The sequence below is a fragment of the Henriciella mobilis genome (assembly GCF_003576285.1).
Lineage (GTDB): Bacteria > Pseudomonadota > Alphaproteobacteria > Caulobacterales > Hyphomonadaceae > Henriciella > Henriciella mobilis.
In genome coordinates, this window is sequence record NZ_QWFX01000006.1 from 660,433 (window position 1) to 681,485 (window position 21,053).

Annotated in this window: 14 protein-coding genes; 4 read left to right on the top strand and 10 right to left on the bottom strand. The window is 61.9% G+C overall.

Annotation, left to right across the window (positions count from 1 at the left end):
- Nucleotides 1-38 precede the first annotated feature (38 nt).
- On the bottom strand, nt 39-3,329 hold the full coding sequence (locus tag D1223_RS08125; protein WP_119375891.1) for an intermembrane phospholipid transport protein YdbH family protein: 3,291 nt from the start codon (nt 3,327-3,329) through the stop codon (nt 39-41).
- A 208-nt stretch (nt 3,330-3,537) separates the two neighbouring features.
- Here D1223_RS08125 and D1223_RS08130 point away from each other — a divergent pair, with 208 nt between their 5' ends.
- Nucleotides 3,538-4,896, top strand: a complete 1,359-nt coding sequence (locus tag D1223_RS08130) for a peptidoglycan DD-metalloendopeptidase family protein (protein ID WP_233353087.1) — start codon at nt 3,538-3,540, stop codon at nt 4,894-4,896.
- A 96-nt stretch (nt 4,897-4,992) separates the two neighbouring features.
- Here the strand turns inward: D1223_RS08130 and D1223_RS08135 are convergent, their stop codons facing one another.
- The 9 genes from D1223_RS08135 to D1223_RS08175 all read right to left on the bottom strand — a co-directional run bounded on the left by D1223_RS08135 (nt 4,993) and on the right by D1223_RS08175 (nt 15,783).
- Entirely contained in the window at nt 4,993-5,343 is a 351-nt protein-coding gene (locus D1223_RS08135) for a UrcA family protein (RefSeq protein WP_119375893.1), read from the bottom strand.
- Nucleotides 5,344-5,554: 211 nt separating this feature from the next.
- A complete protein-coding gene (gene clpB / locus D1223_RS08140; protein ID WP_119375894.1) occupies nt 5,555-8,182 on the bottom strand; it encodes an ATP-dependent chaperone ClpB in 2,628 nt (875 codons plus the stop codon).
- A 193-nt stretch (nt 8,183-8,375) separates the two neighbouring features.
- Nucleotides 8,376-9,260 carry an RNA polymerase factor sigma-32 gene (locus D1223_RS08145; RefSeq protein ID WP_119375895.1) on the bottom strand — a complete coding sequence of 295 codons (885 nt, stop codon included), beginning with the start codon at nt 9,258-9,260 and terminating at the stop codon, nt 8,376-8,378.
- A gap of 184 nt (nt 9,261-9,444) precedes the next feature.
- Nucleotides 9,445-9,972: a CarD family transcriptional regulator gene (locus D1223_RS08150; protein ID WP_119375896.1), complete on the bottom strand. Its 528-nt coding sequence runs from the start codon at nt 9,970-9,972 to the stop codon at nt 9,445-9,447.
- Between the two features lie 156 nt (nt 9,973-10,128).
- Nucleotides 10,129-10,470, bottom strand: coding sequence for a ferredoxin FdxA (gene fdxA, locus D1223_RS08155; RefSeq protein WP_119375897.1), 342 nt, complete (start codon nt 10,468-10,470; stop codon nt 10,129-10,131).
- A gap of 67 nt (nt 10,471-10,537) precedes the next feature.
- Nucleotides 10,538-10,981: a tellurite resistance TerB family protein gene (locus D1223_RS08160; RefSeq protein WP_119375898.1), complete on the bottom strand. Its 444-nt coding sequence runs from the start codon at nt 10,979-10,981 to the stop codon at nt 10,538-10,540.
- Entirely contained in the window at nt 10,981-11,274 is a 294-nt protein-coding gene (locus D1223_RS08165) for a S4 domain-containing protein (protein ID WP_119375899.1), read from the bottom strand. Before D1223_RS08165 ends, D1223_RS08160 begins: the two co-directional genes overlap by 1 nt.
- Nucleotides 11,271-14,009, bottom strand: a complete 2,739-nt coding sequence (locus tag D1223_RS08170; protein WP_119376088.1) for a helicase-related protein — start codon at nt 14,007-14,009, stop codon at nt 11,271-11,273. Before D1223_RS08170 ends, D1223_RS08165 begins: the two co-directional genes overlap by 4 nt.
- Nucleotides 14,010-14,061: 52 nt before the next feature.
- Nucleotides 14,062-15,783 carry an ArnT family glycosyltransferase gene (locus tag D1223_RS08175; RefSeq protein ID WP_119375900.1) on the bottom strand — a complete coding sequence of 574 codons (1,722 nt, stop codon included), beginning with the start codon at nt 15,781-15,783 and terminating at the stop codon, nt 14,062-14,064.
- A 212-nt stretch (nt 15,784-15,995) separates the two neighbouring features.
- On the opposite strand from D1223_RS08175, the gene D1223_RS08180 reads away from it, so the two are divergent.
- The 3 genes from D1223_RS08180 to aguB all read left to right on the top strand — a co-directional run bounded on the left by D1223_RS08180 (nt 15,996) and on the right by aguB (nt 21,013).
- Nucleotides 15,996-19,076 (top strand): TonB-dependent receptor, encoded by a 3,081-nt coding sequence (locus D1223_RS08180; RefSeq protein ID WP_119376089.1) that lies wholly within the window; start codon nt 15,996-15,998, stop codon nt 19,074-19,076.
- 90 nt (nt 19,077-19,166) lie between these two features.
- Nucleotides 19,167-20,171: an agmatine deiminase family protein gene (locus tag D1223_RS08185; protein WP_119375901.1), complete on the top strand. Its 1,005-nt coding sequence runs from the start codon at nt 19,167-19,169 to the stop codon at nt 20,169-20,171.
- Nucleotides 20,168-21,013: an N-carbamoylputrescine amidase gene (gene aguB / locus D1223_RS08190; protein WP_119375902.1), complete on the top strand. Its 846-nt coding sequence runs from the start codon at nt 20,168-20,170 to the stop codon at nt 21,011-21,013. The genes D1223_RS08185 and aguB overlap by 4 nt, the downstream gene beginning before the upstream one ends.
- Nucleotides 21,014-21,053: the final 40 nt, after the last annotated feature.

Sequence of the window (21,053 nt, forward strand, 5' to 3'; positions counted from 1 at the left end):
GAACGATAATTGAATGGCTCGTGACTTGTCTATTCACTCTACTCAGTGTTTTCAGGCGTCGTCTGGTTCCGCGCGGCGACGGATTCGGCCACGACATCATACAGCCAGTCGGTGCCCGTCGCGCGCTGGCCTGAGCGGATCAGCTGCATGAGCTTTGAATCCACGCCGATATTGAAAACGAAGGGCGCGCCTTGCAGCACGGCCGGTGAATAACCGGCAAGCTTCATCGTGATCAGCATGTCTCCGCTGAGATTGCCGTCGGCGCGTATTTCCAGCACCGAGAAACGGAAATCCCGCAAGGCATTGAAGGCCAGCTCGGCGCGGCTGTCGGCTTTCGATGCCGATTCCGCTGCCTTGCCAGTATAGGCAATTGTTCCACCCTGATCGTCCGCGGTCAGGACTGCGTCGCGGATATAGGCGTTGGGACCCGCGATCTCGACCGGGAAGGTGCCGGACACCGTCCCTTCAGCCTTCAGGTCCGGCAGGTTGAAGACATCGACCAGGCTTGTCAGGCTGAGCGCCTCGGCGGAAATCCGGATCACGTCCCGCGTGCCCGCAATCGTCCAGTCGGACCGGCCTGCCACGAGGTGGCCGCCCGCAAAGGGCCATTGCGCGCGCTCCAGGATGGCTTCAGTGGCGCTGATCAGCTGGAAGGCGATCAGCCCGTTCTCGAGCGGGATGCCCGGATTGATCTGCCCGATCCTGACCTCCTGGCCCGGCGGGCTCGAAAGTTTCAGGACATTGTCGAACTCTATCCGGCCATTGACCCCGCGCACGGCCCCAAGGCGAAGTGTGTCGAATCCAAAGTTCGAAACCGAGACCCAGCCAGTGCCCGATGGTTTGCCGCCATCGATCGTGAAGTCGGCATGGGCGGATAGCTCTCCCTGGGCATTTGACAGGAAGCCGCGCACCCGTTCGCTAAGTGCAGTCGGCTGAAAGCCGCCCGGCTGGAACACCAGTGGCGGCGTGGAGACGTTGGCCGTCCCATCAAGTGTGTCGAGGGCGAGCGACAGTTCGGCATTGGCTACGGTCTGGCCGGCACGCGGAGTCGTCAGCGGCCCGCTGACCGTCATGATGCCATCGCGGAAGGTCGCGCTTAGCTGTCCTGTCAGCGGTTCATAGAGCGGGTCTTCGCCTCGATCACGCATTTTGACATCCACGGCCTGTCCGGATCCGCGCAGGCCGTTAGGCGGCAGGGTTGCATCCAGTGAGGCGCTGGCCAGGCTCAAATCGGCCGGCAGGATGCTGCCTGAAAACTCGCTAAATCCGACATTCGCACGCAGCGCGATGGGCCGCCCGCTTTCGAGGCCCAGAGTCGGATCGCTGGAGGTGACCACCAGCGTCTTGCCGCCGATCGCCAGCGGCGCACTCATGCGGCTGGCCTCAATCACGATGGCCGCCCGGTCTCCGGCACGCCAGTCCAGCGTCGCATCTTCCAGCGACAACATGCCATCCGTCGAATTCGACGAGAACGGTATGGAAACCGAACTGAGGTCGAAGCGCCCGGAGGCGACCCCGTTGGACCGTTGAATGACGCGCCCGTCGATTGGACAGAGCTGCAAGGTCGTGTCGGCGACGCTTATGCCGCCGCCGACACGTACGCCTGTTGTGTCGAGGCCGAGACAGCGCGTCTTGTAGGCCTGAACCCGCAGGCCGGCCTTGTCGAACACCGCGTCGACCCCGCCGAAAAGGCGCGTGTCGGACAGGCCCATGCCGTAGAGCGGGCCATCGACGCGAATCTCGCCAACCGCTTTCAGGCGCGGCACAGCGCCTGCCGTTGTAAGGCCGATCTCATTGAGGTCCGCTGCCAGGGTCAGCCCCTCGGCCGTCCAAGGTTTGAGCGATGCGCCGCCAGTTTCGATCCGCAACGGCGTGCCGCCGCCAAACCGCAACGACCGTACCAGGGCGGCGATCCTCGGCGCCGTGCCGCCAGTCAGGTTCAGAAGGCCGGTCAACTCCGTCCCGCTGTCGGACAGGTTGACGGCTGGCTGGGTGCCCTGCGGCGCAAGCGTCAGGACGGCCCCTTGCGGCCCCTTCGCGGTGACGGTGCCAGTTGAGACCACGGACCAGGCATCCTCGCCGCCCCACCGGGCCTCCACGCCGCTTCCGAAGCTGAACTGCGAGGCGGCCCTGTCGAGCCAGCCGGCGAATGCGTCTGCGTGCGCGTCGAAAGCGATATCAAGGGCGAGCCGGCTGGAGATCGCTTCGCGTAGCGGCGCGCTCAGGGCCGCGCCCTCCAGGACAAGATCGCCGCTGGCATCGAAGGCCGACAGGCTGTCTTCGGTGTGAAGCTGACCGGACAAGGTCGCCCGCCTCGCTGCCAGCCGGGCCTGCTGGAGGTCGGCGCTGTCGAGGGCGAAATCGGCCATCAGCTGGTCTTTGCCCTCGCGGGAAAGGTCTATGGACACGTCTGAATGGCCGGCAGAGAGGAAGGTCGTTTCAATTGTCTCGACCGTCCCGGATACGCTCAGCGAATCCAGTCCCGACAGCGCACCCTCACGTGGACCGAGAGACGGCCCGCGTGCCTTCATCTCGCCGGAGAAATCGGCGCCTGTCAGGCTCATGCCGCGATAGGCAAGGCGGCCGATGCCCGCTGTCCAGCTGGCGGCTGGCTGGAGCGATCCTGCCATATCCAGCGTCAGCCGTGCATCGCGCACAGACAGGCCTTCGAACTCCACCTCGACAAGATCGAGGGCGGCGTCACCATCAACCCGCAGGCCGGAAAAGCTGAGATCCACCATGCCGGTCTTCAGGATCAGGCGTTCATCGCCTGTATTCAGTTCCACCGGTTCAATCTCGGCGCGGACCTCGCCTTCATAGGGCAGACGGCCGGTAAATTGCCCGCTAACAACGAGCGGTCCGGCTGGTGTGGACAGTTCAAGACGCGCGTCCGAGATGGCCACGGTCGGAGGATCGGCCGACGGGGCCCCGCTCGTCGGAATGAGTGTTTCGAGTCCGCCAAAGCTGACCGGCGTGTCGCCTTCAGCCTCGTACTGCCCCCTCAAGACCGGCCGGGTTACCGTGACCCGGCGGGGCTGCGGTTGCAACAGGCCGGGCCAATCAAGATCAATCCGCGCAGCTGCCGCCTGCAGGGGTACGCTGCCGTCTGGTGCGGTCATGACCAGGTCGCGAACTTCGATCCCGCCGGGGCCAAGCGCGTCGACTTTCAGCGTGCAGACAAAGTCCTGAGAGGTACACCAGCGTGAGACAGCCCAGCCGGCCAGGGGTCGCCGGAAAGCCCAGCTTGCGGCTATCAAAAGCAGGAGACCGCCAAGCAGGATGAGGGCGGTAAGCAGCCATGGCCGTGCGCGCGAACCCTGTTTCGCCATGTCCTAACCTGCCCAAAGTTTAATGACTGTTGCTGCTTTCAAACGCATCAGCCCACTTGCGTGAAAGCCGGTCGCGAAATTAAAACACTTCCGGGCCGGTTTACTTAATCGTTTCGCCTTAAAATGGCGAGGATGGAGATGCCGATAGGGGTTTGCTATACTGTTTCCCCATCGGGTTGATGGAATACTGACCAAGGAGGCCCTCCAGTTGAGTATCAGTTTGTCACGAGGCATGACCAGCCTCGCCCTCCTGACCGCCCTCGCCGGCGTAACGACGGTCTCGACGCTTTACCTTGTCGGCCAGTCGCGCGAAGCCGAGGCGCAGACGCCCGTGCCTGTCACGCTCGCAACGCCGCTGGCGGCGACGGTGCTGACGGCTGAGGAGCTTGGCGATCCGGTGATGGCTGAACGCCGGGAGGCGGCGCTGCGCCCGCGTCAGACGCTGATCGAACTCGTTGAGGATCTCGGTGCGAACCGGTCCGATGCGGCCCTGTCGCTGAAGGCGCTTTATGAGGCAGACCTTGTCGACCCGCGCCGCGTTCCTGCCGGGCTGAAGGTGAATGCTTATTTCCGCGGGGATGGAGAGAGTGCGCAGCTGGCTTCGCTGTCGATGTCGAATGAGGCTGGCAAGCAGATCATGTCGCGCCGGATGCCGGATGGCAGTTTCAGGCCGTTGCTTCTGCGCGCGCACACCGAGCCGGTTGCCCGACGTATCACGGCAACGATCGATACCAGCATTTACGAAACCGCGCTGAGCAAGGGCGCCCGTGACCAGCAGGTGGTCGATTTTGCCCGTGTTTTCGCCTTCGACCTCGATTTCCAGCGCGACATTCATCCCGGCGATGAATTCGAGATGGTGTACGAAGAAATTGTCGATGAGCGCGGCAATCATGTGCGGACTGGCGATGTGATCTACGCGGCGATCAACGGCAAGGCGCTCGACAAGGCCTATTACCGCTTCACGCCCGGCGATGACGGGATGACGGACTTCTTCGACACCAATGGTGATGCGGCCACAAAGTTCCTGATGAAGACGCCGATCAATGGCGCGCGCCTGTCGTCGAATTTCGGTTACCGGCGCCACCCGATCTCCGGCTACAACAAGCTCCACAAGGGGACCGATTTCGCGGCTCCGAGCGGAACCCCGATCTATGCGGCCGGACATGGTACGATTGAACGCGCGAACCGCTATGGCGGCTACGGCAACTATGTCCGCATCCAGCACAAGAATGGCTATGAAACGGCCTATGCGCACATGCTGCGCTTCGGCCCCGGCATCCGGTCCGGGCGCCGGGTCCGCCAGGGCGATATTATCGGCTATGTCGGCTCCACCGGCGCATCGACAGGGCCGCACCTTCATTATGAAGTGCTGATCAATGGCAAGCAGGTCAATGCGATGACGCTGAAGCTGCCGACGGGCCGCAAGCTGTCGGAGAGCCCGGAAATCTTGGCTGAGTTCGAACAGGTCCGCGCAGGCATCGATGCGCTCCGCCTGGGCGGCCAGATGATGGCGTCCGGGGACAGCGACACGGCCATCGAACCGGGCGATACACCGCCGGCGCCCTGATTGCTCAATTGCCGCGCATAAAAAACGCCCCGGTCGAAATCAAAGGCCGGGGCGTTCTCTATTCTTTGCGAAGCGCTCAGGCTTCGTTTTCGCAGCTTAGCGCGAAGCCAGCTGCAGACGCTCGGATACGGAGTCGGTGAAGTAGACCGACGATGCGTATTGCGACGACAGGTTCGTGTTGGAAATCTGATCGACAGCCTGGAACACGAGGTCCGTTGCACAAACCTTGTCCACGGTCAGGCCGAGAGACACGGCCGATACCTTGCGACAGGCCCGTTCGGCCTGGGCTTCGATGCTGTCGAGCACCTTCGCAGCACCGTCTTCGGATGCCAGAAGGGCCTTGTCATAGGTGAATGTCGCGCTGACTTCGGAGTACACGGTGTCGGCATGTGCGACGCCGCCGAAGATCGAGAGTGCGAACAGAATGGAGGAAACGCTTTTCTTCATGGTAATTGCCCTTTTTTCAGTTGAGCATTGCGGATCGTTGTCCGCCCCTGAGTGCCCTGCTTTTCGCGGGTGCAATATTACTTTCTCGCACCCGCAGCATTTTTAAAGGCATAAAAGTGCAGGTCACCCATGCATTTGAGCATATCGGGAAAAGTTCAGCCCCGCCAAAGCACTGACGGGGCTGAAACAAAAAGTGAGTTGAGACCGGGCTTTAGTTAAGTGCGGCAGCCCCTTTGGCGAAGTCGTTTGGTACGCCGTTGATCGACAGGCTGCCCCCTTCGACATCCACTGTCACGGTGCTGTTGTCGGCAACCTTGCCTTCCAGCACCAGACGGGCGAGCGGGTCCTGCAGCTCTTTCTGGATGACCCGCTTGAGCGGCCGGGCGCCGTAGACCGGGTCGTAGCCGCGGTCGGCCAGCCAGTCGCGAGCTGTCTTGGACAGGTCGACCTTGATCTTGCGGTCGGCCAGAAGTTTCGCCAGGCGGTCCATCTGGATGTCGACAACATGGTCGATCTCCGCGCGTCCAAGCCGCTTGAAGAAGACGATCTCATCAATCCGGTTAATGAACTCAGGCCGGAAGTGTGCGCGCACAGCGCCCATCACAGCCTCGCGCTGGGCATCGCTGATCTCGCCAGCTTCTCCCGTTGCGAGAGCGTCGGCGCCAAGGTTCGACGTCATGATGATAATCGTGTTGCGGAAGTCGACCGTGCGGCCCTGGCCATCGGTCAGGCGGCCATCATCAAGGACCTGCAGCAGGGTGTTGAACAGGTCCGGGTGGGCCTTCTCGACCTCATCGAACAGGATCACCTGATAGGGCCGGCGCCGGACCGCCTCGGTCAGCACGCCGCCTTCCTCATAACCGACATAGCCCGGAGGGGCGCCGATCAGGCGGGCAACGGAGTGCTTTTCCTGAAACTCGGACATATCGAGCCGCAGGACGGCGGTGTCGTCATCGAACATGAACTCGGCGAGGGCCTTGGTCAGCTCGGTTTTGCCGACGCCGGTCGGGCCGATGAACAGGAAGGAGCCGACGGGCCGGTGCGGATCCTGTAGGCCTGCCCGGGCACGCCGGACGGCATTCGAGACCGCTTCCAGTGCCTCGTCCTGGCCGACAACCCGCTTGCGCAACTCGTCTTCCATACGCAACAGCTTCTCGCGTTCGCCTTCCATCATCTTGTCGACCGGGATGCCGGTCCACTTGGACACGACGGCGGCGACATGTTCAGGGCGCACGACTTCCGAAACCAGGCCCTCCTTGACTTCACCATCATCACCTTCGCTTCTTTCGACGGCGGCGATGCGGGCTTCAAGTTCTGGAATAACGGCGTATTTCAGCTCCGAGGCACGCGAAAGGTCGCCGCGCCGCTGGGCTTCCGCCATTTCGGCATGAGCCCGGTCGAGCTCCTCCTTGGCGGAGGCGGCGCCTTTCAGCTTGTCCTTTTCGGCGGCCCAAGCGGTGGTAAGCTCGTCGGACTGGGCCTGCAGATCGTCGATCTGGGTCTCGATGGCTTCCAGTCGGTCTTTCGAGGCCTGGTCCTTCTCCTTCTTGAGGGCTTCGGCCTCGATCTTCAGCTGCAGCAGTCGTCGGTCGATCTCGTCGAGCGCTTCCGGCTTGGAATCGACCTGCATCCGCAGTCGGGATGCAGCCTCGTCCATCAGGTCGATGGCCTTGTCCGGCAGGAACCGGTCCGTGATGTAGCGATTGGAGAGCGTAGCGGCGGACACAATGGCTGCATCCGAAACCCGCACGCCATGGTGGGCTTCATAACGGCCTTTCAGGCCGCGCAGGATCGACACCGTGTCCTCGACAGTCGGTTCATCGACATAGACCGCCATGAAACGGCGGGCGAGTGCCGGGTCGCCCTCAACATATTTGCGGTACTCATCGAGCGTCGTCGCGCCGATACAGTGCAGCTCACCACGCGCGAGGGCCGGCTTCAGGAGGTTGGACGCATCCATTGCGCCATCGGTCTTGCCTGCACCGACCAAGGTGTGCATTTCGTCAATGAACAGGATTACGCCGCCTTCGGCCTGTTCGATTTCCTTGATCACGGCTTTCAGCCGTTCCTCGAACTCGCCGCGGAACTTCGCACCCGCGATCAGCGCGCCCATGTCGAGGGCGAGCAGGCGCTTGTCTTTCAGGCTTTCGGGCACATCGCCATTGATGATGCGCAGCGCGAGGCCCTCAGCGATGGCGGTCTTGCCGACACCGGGCTCACCGATCAGCACGGGATTGTTCTTCGAACGGCGCGACAGGACCTGGACGGCACGACGGATTTCCTCGTCACGTCCAATAACAGGATCCAGCTTGCCGGCGCGAGCGTCGGCCGTCAGGTCGCGTGTATACTTCTTGAGGGCTTCGTAGCCTTCCTCGGCATTCTCGCTGTCGGCGGTCCGTCCCTGGCGCAATTGTGCGACAGCCGTTTCCAGCGATTGCGGTGTCACACCGCCCGTCTTCAGCGCGTCGGCTGCTTTCGAGCCGGTGAGGCCGGCCAGGGCGACGAGAATACGTTCCACTGTGACAAAGCTGTCGCCGGCTTTCTTGGCGCCCGCTTCGGCGTCGGCAAAGAGCTTGGCCGTCTTCTGGTCGAGCCGCAGCCCCGCATCGCCGCCCGATACGGATGGCTGTGTGCGGATGGCTTCTTCGGTCTTCTGCTGGACGAGCTCGGGCTTTCCGCCCGCGGCCCGGATCAGGTTGACCGCGAGCTGGTCGCGATCCTCCAGCAGGGCTTTCAGGATGTGTTCAGGCAGGAATATCTGGTGGCCAGCGGCAAGTGCGGCGGTTTGCGCCGATTGCAGCACGCTGCGCGCCCGTTCGGTATAGGTCTCGAAATTCATGTTTATCCCCTTTCAAAGGCAGACTGTCGTGTCCATCCAGCGGCCATGGAGAATGCGCACGCAGGACGTGTATTCCACCTGTCCCGCTTAGCGGCAACAGGCTTCGAAAGGGATATGGGAATATACATAGGGGGCCGCAAGATGGCCCCCTGAAGTCTGGATACGAAATATGGACGACAGAGTCCGGCTGGCTTTAGCTGACAGGAATAAGGCCTGTGTCCTCCGGGTCGCCAACGATGGACACGAGCGCCTTGCGCAGCTTTCCGAGTGCCTGGTGTTCGATCTGGCGAACCCGCTCCTTGGAGATGCCGAGCCGCTTGCCAAGCACTTCGAGCGTGACAGTGGTGTCGGTCAGGCGCCGCTCGCGGATGATCAGGTTCTCACGTTCGTTGAGCGTCTTGAGCGCTTCAGCGATCCACTGCTTGCGCCGCTCGCCATCGCGGCTTTCCATGACGCGCTCTTCCGTAACCGCCGTTTCATCCTCCAGCAGGTCCTGCCACTGGGCTTCGCTGTCGGTCGCAAGCGGCGCATTCAGCGAACGGTCTGAGGCTGACAGACGAGAGGCCATCGCCTCGACATCGCGCTCAGGCACGCCGAGATGGGTCGCGATCCAGTTTCGGTTCTCGACGCTCATGACGCCGTCGCCCGTGTCGTCGATTTTTGCGCGAAGCCGTTTGAGATTGAAAAAGAGGGACTTCTGGGCCGCCGTCGTGCCGGTGCGCACGATCGACCAGTTCCGCAGGACATAATCCTGTATCGAGGACCGGATCCACCAGGAGGCGTAAGTTGAAAAGCGAACTTGCCGGTCCGGGTCGAAACGGGCAGCAGCCTGCATCAGGCCGACGCTGCCTTCCTGGACCAGATCAGCCAGCGGCAGTCCGTAATGACGGAACTTCGACGCCATGGAGATGACCAGCCGCATATACGCGCCGGTCAATTCGTGGAGGGCGGCCTCGTCCTGTTCGTCCCGCCAGCGGATTGCGAGATCCTGCTCATGCTCCTGGCTAAGCATGGGTTTTTTCATGGCGCTCCGGACAAAGCTGCGATCTGCGGGTTCGGACAGGGTGGAAGAGGCCATGGGTCACTCCTTGCTGGTGCAATTGTTTGTTCCTAACGCCCTTCTTACGGGTTCTCATGAGAGGCGGATCACCCGCAGTCCGCCCGTAAAGGAATGATATTTCCAATAGCAGCCATAGAAAAAGCCCCACCTCATCGAGGCGGGGCTTCCAATTTTCTGATCGGCGCTGGGCCGGAGATCGGACCTAGGCGGCTTTCTTCTTGGCCAGCGACTTGGCCAGGCGCTCCATGGCCGTCTCGTGGTCGGTGTTCTCGACAGCGGCCAGTTCGCGCGCCATGCGGTCCAGCGCGCTTTCATAAAGCTGGCGTTCAGAATAGGACTGCTCCGGCTGGTCTTCGCCGCGGTGCAGGTCGCGAACGACTTCCGCGATCGAGATCAGGTCACCGGAATTGATCTTGGCTTCATATTCCTGGGCGCGGCGTGACCACATGGTCCGCTTGATGCGGGCCTTGCCGCCGAGTGTCTTCAGGGCGTCGTCGACGAGCTTGGAGCCGGCCAGGGCGCGCATGCCGGAGGCTTCTGCACGGTTGGTCGGAACCCGCAGGATCATCTTGTCCTGGTCGAAGGAAACAACGTACACTTCAAGCGACATCCCAGCGACTGTCTGCTTCTCGATCGCGGTGATCGTGCCGACCCCGTGTGCCGGGTAGACGACGGATTGACTGATCTTGAAGTCCATTTCCTGGATATCACCCTGTGCTTGTTTTGCCATGGAATCGTGTGCCTTTCTACGCAACAAGAGCCCTCACCCTCCGGTGACATCTTAAGTCGATCCGGAGATGTGTTTGGGCTCCCTCAAACGGTTTGACCGTTAATATATATCAGAAAAACGACTATTTCACAACTGCCTTGTGACGAGCAGTTTGCTTCAGTCGCCAGTGCCCGGATTCGAACTGAAGTATTTTTCCAGTTTTCCCGTTTCCTGCGCGAACTCTTCGCGGTCGGCAGGCGGCTCTTTCATCCGGGTGATATTCGGCCAGACCTTGGCGTATTCTGTATTCAGCTTCAGCCACTTGGAGTCCGGATCGTCCTCGGTGTCGGGCTTGATCGCCTCGACCGGGCATTCCGGTTCGCAGACGCCACAATCGATGCATTCATCTGGATGAATGACGAGCATATTCTCGCCTTCATAGAAGCAGTCGACCGGGCAGACTTCGACGCAATCCATGTATTTGCAGCGGATACAGGCGTCGACAACAATATAGGTCATGGGTGTTTCTGGGCTTTGTTCTGGAGTTTTGCGCGCAGCATTTGGCGGCTTCGGCCTTCGGTGTCAATCACTGAGGCTGGCGCGATTCAGCGCGGCGCCTGGCCTGGGCGCGGCGAATGTCATCGACATGCAGCAGGCTGGCGACGTGCCGGATGAAAGCTTCCTCGAACTTGCAGGCGGCGCCGTCAGCCAGTGACACGCGATAGATGCCCTCGATGACGCGCACGCGGTCGAGCAGTGGCAGCTTCTTCACATGCTGGGTGAACTGGTGGGCACCCGCTGCATCCTCGGCAAGTTCTTCACCCTGCGACAGGACTTCATCGACGCGATCGGCATCGAGGCCGAGGCTCTCGAGCAGGATCTCAGCGATCTGATCGCTTTCGAGATTGGCATACACGCCGTCGACCAGCGCGGCTTCGACCAGCAATGCTGCCGCAGCGACCTGGGGATCGAGGTCGCGATCGACCGGTGCCGGCCGTCCCGAAAACCATCTTTTCAGCGCTTCAAGCATCACCCTTCTCCTGTATCCCGGGCTTCAAGCCTCTCATATAGCTGCTGAGCCTCGCTAGCAGGGCCGCGGCGCGTGCCGAAGTCTACAACACGTAGTTCTACTATTTGCGCACCCAGCGGCAAACTTACAACATCTCCGACTGAAAGCCTGCTCGCTGGTTTGTTTAGTTTTCTTGTCACACCATCGCGGGTGACGCGCACACCCCGTCTTGAAATGAAGCCCGAGGAAAGCGACCGCGTCTTGAAGAAGCGGGCGCGCCAGAGCCAGACATCGAGGCGGACATCCTCGCTTATGAGGAAGCCTCCGGCGTCTCGGGAGGCGACTGTGGCGGGTTTGCCGGCACATCCTTGGCATCGCTGGCGGTCTCTGCCGGGGCCTCAGGCGCAGAATTAGCCGGCGGCTGGGGCGGCTTCTTCTTTTTCTTCTTCTTCGGCTTCGGGGGCGGCGGGGGTGGCAGAAGGCTCGCCAGGGCCGCGAACGGGCTGTCGGGATCCGGCTGGCGCGGCGCCGGCCGCGAGGCGCGCTGCGGGCGGCCCTTGTGTGGCGGTTTGCCTTGCTTGCCCTTGGGCGGGCGATTGCCGGCGGGCTTGTTGCCGCGCGGTGGCCCGTCAGAACGATGGCGGGAGAGATAGCGCCACTTGGTGACAGCGCCGGTCTCCGGATCCTTTTCAGCCGGGGCAAGGCCGAAGCCCTTCACGATGGCTGGAAACTCATCGCCCGGACACGAGACGACGGAGGCAAGCTCAGCCGGCAGTTCGAAGGCCGGTGTGCCTGCTTCCTTGCGGCGCTTGGAAATCTCCCAGCCGAGGCGTTCGGCGAGATCGGCCCGTACCGCCCGCTTGCCGAACCGCAGATAGCCCTGTGAGTGCAGCTCGCTTTCGGCCCACTCGCCATCCAGCGGAAAGGAGCCTGCCCCCTCGGGGGCGACACGGCGGCCTTCGCCGGTCTGGCTGGCCTGCAGGATAGCGATCATGCGCTGGGCTGCCGGTTTTTGCGCCTCGGGAATATGGGCGGCCACACGGCCTGTCCGCAGCCCCGCAGCCTTCATTGCCTCGCGCTGTTCCCGGGTGACGTGCGGCGGGGGGCTTTCCTCTCGCAGATCAATCGCTGCGCCGCTTTCAAGCAGGCGGAAGGCGAGGCCGCGCGCCATCCCTTCCAGCGCCTTGCCGGTCTCGCCGGTCTTCAGTTTGGCGTGCGTTGGCAGGACGCGCAGCATTTCAGCGCCGAGCCATTCTTCGACCCGCTTCAGCGCGGCATCCTTGCGATGCGCTTCGGCATCGTCGGCGCCGATCAGCTCCAGCCTCGGGGCCAGCCAGTCCGGCCCGGGCAGCAGGCGCGCAATCTCTGCATCCTTCCAGGTGATCGTTCCGGCGTCCGTGAGGCCGAACGCTTCGGCCGGCGCGCCAGCGATCTCACCCAGGCGTTCGGCCATGATCGGCCCCAGCGCCGAGACGGCGGCCGAGCGTACGGCCTTGCCCTCAAGCGTCTTTGCGGTCGAGGCCGGCTCGAAATGCAGGCCGACAAGTTTGCCGACGACGTGGCCTTCAACAGTCACTTCGCCATTTTCCGACAATTCGGTCACTAGCAGGTCTTCCCTCTTCAGTCCGGCAAGCAGGGCCGTCGTGCGGCGGTCAACAAAGCGCAATGTGAGCGCGGCGTGAAGGGCATCAGACAATCTGTCTTCGATTTCACGTGTTTTGTCGCGCCAATAGGCTGGATTCTCGAGCCAGTCATCGCGGTGGGCCGCATACGTCCAAGTGCGGATCATGGCAAGCCTGTGCTGGAGACTGGCAATGTCTGGCACATTGGCTTCGAGGTTCTCAAGGCGTCTGGCCATGGCCGTGTCACCGAGGAGGGCATCCGGATCGGCCAGGGTTTCAGCGAGGCCGAGCACAAGGCGCCCATGGCCTTCATGGCCTGCCTTGCGGAAGTCCGGCAGGCGGGCGAGGTCCCAGAGACGGCGAACCTTCGCCTCGCCGCGCACATCAGGCCCAATCCCGGCATCCTCAGCCATCCGGCGCAGCACCCATTCGTCGAGCGCGTGCGGATTCTGGCGCAGCGATGGGTGGCCGGACGGACGGGCAAGGCTGGCGATCAGCGTCTTGATCGAGCGGTAGTCCAGGTCGGAATTGCGCCATTGCAGCTCATCGACCGGGTCGAAGCGGTGCTCCTCTATGGCGCGGATGACATCGTCCTCAAAAGGCGGGCAATCGCCGGTCTCGCCAAACTCGCCGTCTGATCGGAAGCGTCCGGCGCGCCCGGCAATCTGTCCGGCTTCTGCGGCCGAGAGCCAGCGGTGACGGCGCCCGTCGAACTTCGAGCGCGCGGCAAAGGCGATCCGGTCTACGTCGAGATTGAGCCCCATCCCGATCGCGTCTGTAGCGACGAGATAGTCGACTTCACCAGACTGGTAGAGGTCGACCTGGGCATTGCGGGTGCGAGGGCTGAGCGCGCCCATGACGATTGCCGCCCCGCCTTTCTGGCGCTTCAGCAACTCGCCAATGGCGTAGACCTGCTCGGTCGAGAAGGCGACGACGGCCGAGCGCTTGGGCAGTTTGGTGATCTTTGCGGGGCCGGCATAGTGGAGCTCGGAGAAGCGTTCGCGGGTTGTGGTATCGACTTCGAGATCGAGCTCGCGGAGCACGCCGCGCATGGTTTCGGCGCCAAGCAGCATGGTCTCGGACATGCCTCTCGCTTTCAGGATCCGGTCCGTGAAGACGTGGCCCCGGTCATCATCCTCGGCGAGCTGGATTTCGTCTACAGCCAGGAAGTCGACCCGCTTGTGGACCGGCATCGCCTCGACCGTGCAGATCCAGTAGCGCGCGTTCGGCGGCTCGATCCGCTCTTCGCCGGTGATCAGCGCGACGGCCTTTTCCCCTTTCGCCTTGACCACCCGATCATAGACCTCGCGCGCCAGCAGGCGCAGCGGCAGGCCGATCATGCCGGTGGCGTGGCCCATCATTCGCTCGATGGCGTAATGCGTCTTGCCTGTATTGGTCGGGCCGAGAACGGCCTTCAGGGAACTCATATCGTGGAGAGTCTCAGGGATAAGGGGGATGATTTCAACGGGAGAGTGGCGATCAATCGGCAGCCGGACAAGGCTGAGGCGCATCCATGGTCAGCTTGTCAAAGCGTTCGACCCAGTCCTGCGTCCGGGGCAGCGGATCGAAGCCCGATGCGCGATACAGGACAAGGCGGCGGACGATGGGGCAGCCATTCGAGCGTTCACCGAGATCGACACTGACCTCGCCGATTTTCTCGAAGGTCTTGAAGTCTGCGGCGATCGCCGGACGCCGGTTGGGCCTGTAGCTGGCGATCAGGACATTGTCGTCGAGCGCGTCTGTCAGCGGGCGTTGTTCGGCAAAGCTGTGGGCGCCTTCATTGTAGCGCCACAGCAGGAGCGGCGCGTCGATGCGGTCTTTCAGATAGAAGTCCAGCCCATGCCAGATCTCTCGCTCGTCAACGACGAGCGCGCTTGGCCTGCCGTTTTCATCAACGAAACCGACAAGCTGGTCGGAAATCGCATCCCAGCCGCGCGTGCGCTTGAAGGCATTGTCGAGGCCCAGCGGCCCGGCCATTGTATTGGCGAAGATCATGATTGCCATTGTGGCGGAACCGATCAGGGTGTGAATGCCGAGCCCCGTCCAGAACAGGCCTTCCGGCTTGAAGCGGGCCAGGAAGGCGGCGGCCGTAATGGCGGCCGCAAAGGTGAGACCCAGGCCTAGCCGCGCCATGATGGTGAAATCCGGTATCAGCAGGCAGCCAAAAGCCGTCAGCCCTGCAATCCAGAACCAGAGCGACCGGTTGGTTTTCGCGCGCAGGAATACCAGCGCAATGAAGACGGACGCCGCCGGATAGGCGGTGGCGGCCCAGTTGGCATGGGCGCGCGACAGGATCGACTGGCCGAGGATGATCGCCAGGACCGGCACGATGAAGCAGGCGAGCCAGAGCTCCTTTCTGGCGGCCTCTCCACCGACGCTTCGGTTCATGAAAGTGAGACCCGCGACCAGACCGAGAAAACTGATCGGGCCGAAGACACCCATCTGGTCGGCGAGAAATTTGAAGGCGTGCTCGGGATTGAACAGGTCGCCCCCGAGATTGGCATTGTCGACCGTGTGGCCGACGGTCGCGAAATCGTTCTGCGCATTCCAGACCAGGTGCGGCGCGAAGACCGCGAGCGCGGTCAGTGCGGTGGCGGCGCCTTTCAGGCTCAGGAAATGGCGCCGTGACGGTCCGTCGAAAATGATGATCAGCGCAAGCCCGATCACGAAGTAGAGCATCGCATACTTCGCCAGGAAGCCGGCACCGATGGCGAGGCCCAGCGAGACAAAGCCGATCCAGCCAGCTTCGCCTTGCCGGGCCCGCCAGGTCAGCCAGAGTGCCAGCGCCCAAATGGGCATCAGTACGCCGTCGGTCGACAGGACGGTTGATGACAGGAAGACGGCCGGCATGAGGGCATATCCGACGGCGGCCATAAGCCCGACCTTGGGACCAGCCATGTTCCGGCCGAGCAGGAAAAGGCACCAGGCGGCGATCGTATGCAGAAACGGCGCGGGAAGGCGAATGGCCCATGCGGAATCACCGAACACCGACGTGGTCGCGTGGATGAGCCAGGCGATCAGTGGTGGTTTGGAGTAGTACCCCCACTCCAGCGACTGACCCCAACGCCAGTATTGGGCCTCATCGGCATAGAGTTCGAGCGGCGTCAAAAGTATGCAGGCGAGACGTACAATCAGAAGCCCGATAAGAATCAGGGCTGTAAAGCGCGCGGCCGCGTCTCTGTCGTGTACGCTGTTTACCATTTCGAATGCTGCTAGCGCGGGCGCCTCGATTTGGCCAGCCCCGCTCGGCTGGTGTGGCTTTTTTGCAAGGGTTTATGGGCGAATGTTGCGCCGCACAGAAGCGTTACGATTCCGTCACAAAACTGTTACACCCGGCTAATAGAGGCCGCTGTAATTGGCTTTGGCATGTGTCTGAAGGGGCCGAAGCCGTCCAACCGAAGAAGGGGTTCTTCATGTCAAACTGGAAGCTTCATTCCGGCGTCGCTGCGGCCATTATGGCAACCGCCGCGATCGTCGCACCTGCCGAGGCGCAGGTCACCACGGCCGGTATCCGCGGGAACGTTGTCGATTCCGAAGGCGCGCCGATTGCAAACGCAGACGTCATCGTCCGTGACGAGGCGACCGGGCTGACCCGGACGACCACGACCACGTCGGCCGGCCAGTTCGTGATCCGCAACCTCGGCGTTGGCGGCGATTATACCGTGACCGTCATGGCTGACGACTATCAGAGCCAGGAAATCTCGGGCGTCCTGCTCAGCCTGGGCAACACGTCCGACTTCGACTTCGTTCTCTCCGAGGGCGACCGTACGATGGATACGATTGTAGTCACCGCGTCGGCTTCCCAGCTGGCTCCGGTTGCTGTCGGCCCGTCGGCCTCTTTCGGCCTCGAGACCCTGCAGAGCGCTCCGGCGATCAACCGCAACATCACCGACGTGCTGCGTCTCGACCCGCGCGTCTATGTCGATGAGTCCCGCGGCGACCTCAACGCCGTTCAGTGTGGCGGCAAGAACTCGCGCTTCAACTCGCTGACCGTCGATGGTGTGAAGCTCAACGACAATTTCGGCCTCAACTCCAACGGCTACCCGACCGAGCGTATCCCGTTCTCCTACGACGCGATCGATCAGGTTTCTGTCGAACTGGCACCGTTTGATGTCCAGTATGGCGGCTTCTCGGCCTGTAACATCAACGCCGTCACCAAGTCGGGTACGAACGAGTTCCATGGCTACGCGTTCGGCGACTACACCAGCAACGATCTGCGCGCTGACAGCCTTGAAGGCGACGAAATCACGACCGGCGACTATGACGAGTACCGCTATGGCTTCGGTCTTGGTGGCCCGATCATCAAGGACAAGCTGTTCTTCTTCGCCGCTTACGAAAAGCTCGAAGGTGCAAACCTCTTCGACCGCGGCCCGATTGGCTCGGGCGCTGTGAACGAAGTGAACATCACGCAGGCCGAAGTCGACGAGATTGCCGCGATCGCTCGTGATATCTACGGCTACGACCCGGGCGAGATTCCGTCCAGCTTCGACAACGAAGACGAGAAGATCCTCGTCAAGCTCGACTGGAACATCACCGACGACCACCGTGCCAGCTTCACCTATAACTGGAACGATGGCTTCAACATCAGCCAGTCCGACGGTGACAGTGACGAGCTGGAATTCTCCAATCACCTCTATGAGCGTGGTGCGGAACTGACGGCCTATGTCGGCTCGCTCTATTCGGACTGGACCGACAACTTCTCGACGGAAATCCGCGTCGGCTATTCCGAACTCGACAACCGTCAGAATTCTGTTGGCGGCACGGACTTCGGTGAAATCACGATCGAAACCGACGACGTCGACGTCTACCTCGGTGGCGACGACTCGCGTCAGGCGAACAAGCTGTACTACGAAACCTTCAACCTCGCACTGAAGGGCTTCTATACGGCTGGCGCTCACAATTTCTCGTTCGGTTACGAGCAAGAGTCGCTCGATGTGTTCAACCTGTTCGTCCAGCACGTCGAAACCGAAATCGATTTCGACCGGAACCCGAATACGGTTGGCGCCTTTGATCGGGCGATCGAGAACTTCCGCCTCGGCCTTGCCGACAACGTCAACTACAATAACGCGCCGTCCGGTGATCCGAACGATGCGGCCGCAGACTGGGGCTATGCGATCAACACGCTGTACGCCCAGGACGAGTACGACTTCGGCAACGGCTTCACGCTCATCGCCGGTCTGCGCTACGACTGGTACACGACCGATGACAAGCCGGAAACCAATCCGGACTTCCTGGCCGATTACGGTTTCTCCAACGGTCAGACCCTGGATGGCGAAGGTCTCCTGCAACCGCGTGTTGCCTTCACCTGGGACGTGAATGACGACCTGGATGTTCGCGGCGGTATCGGCATCTACTCCGGCGGCAACCCGAATGTCTGGCTGTCGAACACCTACTCGGCGAACAACGTTCTCCAGTTCGGTGCCGATGGCGGTGCTTTCGGCCTCGAAAACGGCGTGACCTCGCTGCTGACCGACGTTGCTTACGGGATGTGTGAAGACGGCGTTCCGACGGGCCCGGGCTACTGCGTCCCGCAAGTCATGATCGACGCTGTCGCCGCTGGCGAAGGCTCCAACTTCGAAATCAACTATCTCGATCCGAACTTCGAGATTCCGTACGAAGTGAAGCTGGCGCTCGGTGCGACGAAATTCGTCGACGTTCCGGCCCTGGGTGGCGAGTATGTCGTGTCTGCTGACGCGCTCTACACGATCACCGAGAACAGCGCCGTCTGGATCCGGGGTGATCTCGAGCAGACCGGCACGACGACGGGCCCGGATGGCCGTGTCTATCCGACCTATTCGAGTGTTCGTGAGCCGGCATTCGTGCTGACGAACTCCCCGAGCGATGCCGAATCCCTCGTGCTGTCTGGCTCCATCGCCAAAGAGTACGACTTCGGCCTCGACTGGTCGCTGGGCTACGCCTACACCGATGCTGAAGATGTGCACCCGATGACCTCGTCGGTGGCCTTCTCCAACTATGTGAACCGTGCCTTCGGCGATCCGCAGGACACCAGTGCTGCGATCTCCGACTACAACACCAAGCACCGTTTCACGGGCCTCGTGAACTATGAGCGTGCCTTCTTCGGTGACAATGTGACGAGCTTCTCGGCCTTCGGTCAGCTCTCGTCGGGCCGTCCTTACAGCCTGGTCGCGGATATCGATCCGAACTCTGTTACGGGCTTCACGCCGTTCCTCGAAGGCAATCCCTTCCTGGCCGCCGGCGCTGTGCGTAACGGCGAGGAAGGCTCCTGGTGGGGCAAGGTCGATGTGAAAGTCGAGCAGGAATTCCTGCTGCCGAACGATCACACCGTGTCCGGCTTCATGGTGGTCGACAACTTCACCAACCTGCTCAACGACGAGTGGGGCATCCTTCGTGAGCCTGGCTTCCCGTCGGTCTGCACGGTCGATGCCTCTGGTACGCCGACCCAGCCTTGCGAAACCCGTCAGGGCGATGCATCGCGCTACGAAATCCGCTTCGGCGTGCGTTACGAGTTCTAAGCTCGTCGCAGCAAGCGAATACAATACGGAAGGGCGGCTCCATGCGGGCCGCCCTTTCTCTTTTTAGGAAGCTATGGCAAGTCGCGCCCCATGAAGACGACTACACTCGCTCACACCCCGCCTGAATGGGCGCCCCAGTCGGCTGTCTGGGTTGGCTGGCCTCACCTGCGCGACGCCTGGGCCGAAGACTATGAAGGCGCCCAGCGCGAGATCGCAGCGTTGGTCAAGGCGCTGGCCCCTGTCGTGACGGTGAAACTGGTCATCGGTGCGCCTCACTCACGGCCCGAAGCCGTTAACCTGATCGGGGACCTGGCAGAATTCTACGATGCCCCCATGGGCGATATCTGGCTGCGCGATATCGGGCCGGTCTTCGTCAAGTTCCGCAACCGGCTCGAGGGGCTTGGCTTCACCTTCAATGGCTGGGGCGGCAAGTACGAGCTGGAAGGCGACACAGAAACCGCTGCGGCCATTGCGCGGCTGGAAGGCCACCCGCTCAAGCGTCTCGACTTCGTCCTTGAAGGCGGCGCTGTGGAACAGGACGGTGAGGGCATTCTCATCACCACCCGACAGTGCGTGCTGAACCCGAACCGCAATGCGGGGTGGACGGAAGAAAAGGCCGAGGCGGCGCTGAGCGAAGCTTTCAATGCGCAGCGCATCATCTGGCTTGGTGACGGATTGCTCGGCGACCACACGGACGGCCATGTGGATAATATTGCGCGCTTCGTCGCTCCCGGTCATGTGATCTGCCAGACGCCGTCCGGCGACGATGATCCGAATACGGACATCCTGCGTGCGATCGAAAGCGAACTGCGCGCGGCCGAGCTCCAGGTCTCGACGATTCCTTCGCCCGGGCGGATAGAGGATGAAGATGGGGAGCCCGTTCCGGCCAGCCACATGAACTTCCTGATTTCGAATGGCCGGGTCATCCTGCCCATCTATGAGGATGAGCATTCGAAACGCGCTCAGGCCGAGCTGCAGGCGATCATGCCGGATCATGAGGTTATAGCGCTTCCGGCCAATCACATCCTGACCGGCGGCGGCAGTTTTCACTGCATGACACAGCAGGTCCCCGAAACCGAAGGAGCCCTTCCATGAGCCGTACGCTGACGGTTGCCGCGCTGCAGGCCTCTTTTTCAAAGGATATGCAGGCCAATATCGACAAGGTATCGGGCCTGATCCGCGATGCTGCCGCGCAGGGCGCAGACGTGATCCTGCCGTCTGAACTCTTCTGCGACCACTACTTCTGCAAGGTCCAGGAAGAGAAATTCTTTGCAACAGCCTATCCGTGGGCGGAGCATCCGGCGGTCGAGCAGCTGTCAGTCCTTGCGAAAGAGCTCGGCGTCGTCATCCCGGTCTCGATCTATGAAAAGGACGGGCCGGAATATTACAATTCCATCGTCATCGTGGATGCTGACGGCACCCCGCTCGGCGTTTACCGCAAGTCCCATATACCGGACGGGCCCGGCTATATGGAGAAGTTCTACTTCCGGCCGGGCAATACGGGCTTCCGCGTCTGGGAGACGATGAAGGGCCGGCTTGGCGTTGGCATCTGCTGGGACCAGTGGTTCCCGGAAACCGCCCGCGCCATGACGCTGATGGGCGCCGACATCCTCTTCTACCCAACCGCCATCGGCTCGGAGCCGCATGATGCAAGTCTCGATACGGCCGCCCGGTGGCGCCGGGCGATGCAGGGTCATGCCGTCTCCAATGTCATTCCTGTCGTCGCCGCCAACCGGACCGGGGATGAAGAGGGCCAGGTCTTCTATGGCACGAGCTTTATTGCCGACCATGCCGGCGAGATCGTTTCCGAGCTTGGCCGCGACGAAGAAGGCGTCATCACCGCCGAATTCGACCTCGACTTCCTCGAACGCCATCGCGCTGCCTGGGGCTTCTTTCGCGACCGGCGCACCGATCTCTACGACGTCCTGTTCGATTGAAGCGCGATTGAGCGCAGCGGAATAAAAAAAGCGGGCCGGT